Genomic DNA, 3330 nt, shown 5'->3' with positions numbered 1-3330 from the left:
GCTCTCATGGCGCTCGACCAGCGCGCTGAGCGCCTGCTGTAGGGCAGCGGGCTGGAGCGCGCCGTGGAGGCGGACGACGGTGGGAATGTGATAGGCGGCACTGCCGGGCTCCAACTGATCGAGGAACCAGAGCCGCTGCTGCGCGAACGACAGCGGCAGCGGCTCGCCGCCGCGCGGCACCGCCACCAGCGGCACCCGATCGGCGGCGTACGCGGTAGTGCTGATCGCCACGTCGTGCGTGCCTGACTGAGCGCTCGTCGCCTCCGTAGCTTGACGCATGGCTTCGAGCAGAGCCTGGGCGAGTACCTGGATATTCGGCTCGTGAAAGACCGTGCCATGATCGCCGGGAATGACGAAGCTCTCGACCGGCTGAGTCGTCAGCCGTTGCCACGGCTCTGGCACATCGGCGATGTTCTCGTCTATCTGCTCGACGCGCAGCACGGCCATTCGGCCAGCGTACAGATCCGGCACATAGCTGCTCAAAATAGCGTTGAGGCTAAGCGTGTTGATCTGGGAGATCATGAACAGGCGGCGTAGCTCGTGCGGCCCGGTATTCCGCCCTACGGCATCGACCTGCCGCAGCTTCTCGGCGGCATAGTCCCACCAGGCGTCCGCATCGAGCTGCCGGAAGATCGCCGTCATCTGCTCCGGCGTGATCGAGAGCCGATCGCCGCCGAGATCGTGGCTGATAAACCAGGCCACTTGCTCAGGATCGGGATGGCTCAGCCTGGCAAACATGCTGGCGATCGTCTCGCTCTTCGGTCCAGCGGCGCTCCTGATACGACGCAACGAGACTGGCGGATCGACCAGCGCGAGCAGCGCAACGTGCTGCTCCTGCCGCTGAAGCTGGCAGGCGATCTCGAACGCGATCGTGCTGCCGGTGCAAAGACCGCCGATCAGATATGGGCCGTGGGGCTGCACAGCGCGAATCGCCTCCACACACCTGGCCGCTCCGTCTTCGATCGCGCTCCGGTCGGGCACAAATTGTTCCGCCAGCGACTCAAGCTGCGCCGCGCCGAAGGATTTACTTATGTCAAGATGTTCCATCAGATCGTGCGCCAGCCCCGGCAGTTGCAAGCCATAGTACGGCTGATCCGCTCCCAGGTGCGGCGCGAGGTCGATCATGCCGGACAGAACATTCGAGGGCACCACCCCGCCGAGCGGCGCGACGAAAAAGAATGGACGGCGGGTGCCCCTGGGCTGAATGGCAACCAGCGGAGATTTCATCTGGGGCAAAGCATCGACCAGCCGGAGCACGCCAGGCCAGGCGCGCTGCCATAGGGTCGCGGCAAGATCGCGGATCGTTGGGTGAGCGAAAATCGTCGCCAATGGCAGACTTTGTCCCAACTGCTGCTCGATCTGGGCCATCAGCCGAACGGCGCTCAGCGAGTTACCGCCGCGCTGGAAGAAGTTGTCAGCCACTCCGATCGGCTGCTGCTGCAACACAGTCTCCCAGATCTGCACCAGTTGCGCCTCAAGAGCATCCTGCGGCGGAACAAACGCCCGATCCCGGCTGAGGCGATCTACGTCAAGCGCCGCCAGCGCGCGCCGATCGATCTTGCCGTTGGGCGTCAGCGGCAGCGCGTCCAGAAACACAAACGCGCTCGGCACCATGTACTCCGGCACCTGTTCCAGCAGGGAACGGCGCAGATCGGCTCCGAGTTCCAGATTCGAGGTTCCAGGTTCCGCGTTTGCTGCCCGTTGTTCTCCGACCACGTACGCCACCAGCCGCTTCTCCGGGTGCCCGCCTGCGGGCGGCTGATCCGCGCGCACCAGCACCACCGCGTCGCGCACGGCCTCATGCCGCCGCAGCACCGCCGCGATCTCGCCCAGCTCGATGCGGAAGCCGCGCAGCTTGATCTGATCATCGAGCCGTCCCAGATACTCGATCTGCCCGTCTGGCAGGTAGCGCGCCAGGTCGCCCGTGCGGTAGAGCCGCGATCCAGGCTCGGCGCTGAACGGGTTAGGCACGAAGCGCTCGGCGGTCAGATCCGGGCGGCCAAAGTAGCCGCGCGCCACGCCCACGCCGCCGATGTAGACCTCGCCTGGAATGCCGACCGGCGACGGCTGGCGCTGCTGGTCGAGCACATAGACCTGCGTGTTGGCGATGGCCTGGCCGATCGGCGGCGTGCGGCTGCCATCGGCACACGCGGCGATCGTCGCGCAGACCGTCGTCTCGGTGGGACCGTAGGCGTTGAGGAAGCGCCGCTCCGGGGTGGCCCAGCGCGCCACCACCGTGGCAGGACACGCCTCGCCCGCCGCGATCACCGATCGCAGCGTCGGGAAGTCCGCCGGATCGAGCACCGCCAGCACCGAGGGCGGCAGCGTCGCCACGGTGATCGCCTGCTCGCGCAGCAGGTGGATCAGGCTCGGACCCGGCATCAGATCCGCGCGCGCGGCCAGAACCAGCGTCGCACCGGCCAGCAGCGCCATGCAGATCTCAGAGATCGCGGCGTCGAAGCTGAGCGAGGCGAACTGGAGCACGTGGCTATCGGGCGTGACGCCAAAGGCGCGGATCTGCGCCTGCGCCAGGTTGCCCAGCCCGCGATGCGGCACGAGCACGCCCTTCGGGGTGCCGGTCGAGCCGGAGGTGTAGATCAGGTACGCCAGGTGATCGGGCTGCGCGCCGCTGCTGGGGGTGTCGCGGCGCTGCTGCGCGATCTGCGGCCAGTCGGCATCGAGCCGGACGAGGTGGGCGGGGTGGCGGGTGCCTTCAGCGTGCAGACGTTCGACCAGATGCGCCTGGGTCAGCAGCACCGACACCTGCGCATCCTCCAGCATGAAGTGCAAGCGCTCCTGAGGATACGTGGGGTCGAGGGGCACGTAGCAGCCGCCCGCTTTGAGAATGCCGAGCAGCCCGACGATCAGATCGGGCGAGCGCTCCACGCACAGCGCCACGCGCGACTCGGGCCGAACGCCCAGGCTGCGCAGATGCCACGCAAGCTGGTTGGCGCGCGCGTTCAGCTCGTGATAGCGCAGCGTCGTGTCGCCGAAGCGCACGGCGATGGCGTCGGGCGTGCGCGCCGCCTGCGCCTCGAAGAGCTGATGCAGGCAGCCCTGCGGATACGCGGCCTCGGTCGCGTTCCAATCGACGATGAGCTGACGGCGCTCGGCGTCGCTCAGCAGCGGCAGCCGCGCGATGCACTGCGCCGGATCGGCCACGATCGCTTCCAGCAGCCGCCCATACTGCTGCCCCAGCCGCCCCATCGTCCCCGCGTCGAACAGCGCCGTGCGATACTCGATGGCACCCACCAGGCCGCCGGGTGTCTCACTCAGCACCAGGCTCAGATCAAACTTGGCCGTGTGGCCCTCGACGGCCAGCGGCTCGAT

General features: G+C 67.4%; 1 protein-coding gene. It reads right to left on the bottom strand.

Annotation, left to right across the window (positions count from 1 at the left end; all coding sequences use genetic code 11):
* Nucleotides 1–3330: amino acid adenylation domain-containing protein (locus VFZ66_02750; protein HEX6288076.1), on the bottom strand; the 3330-nt coding region annotated here is incomplete at both ends.

Source organism: Herpetosiphonaceae bacterium, assembly GCA_036374795.1.
Classification (GTDB): domain Bacteria; phylum Chloroflexota; class Chloroflexia; order Chloroflexales; family Kallotenuaceae; genus LB3-1.
This window is presented reverse-complemented; position numbering and strand designations above follow the sequence as displayed.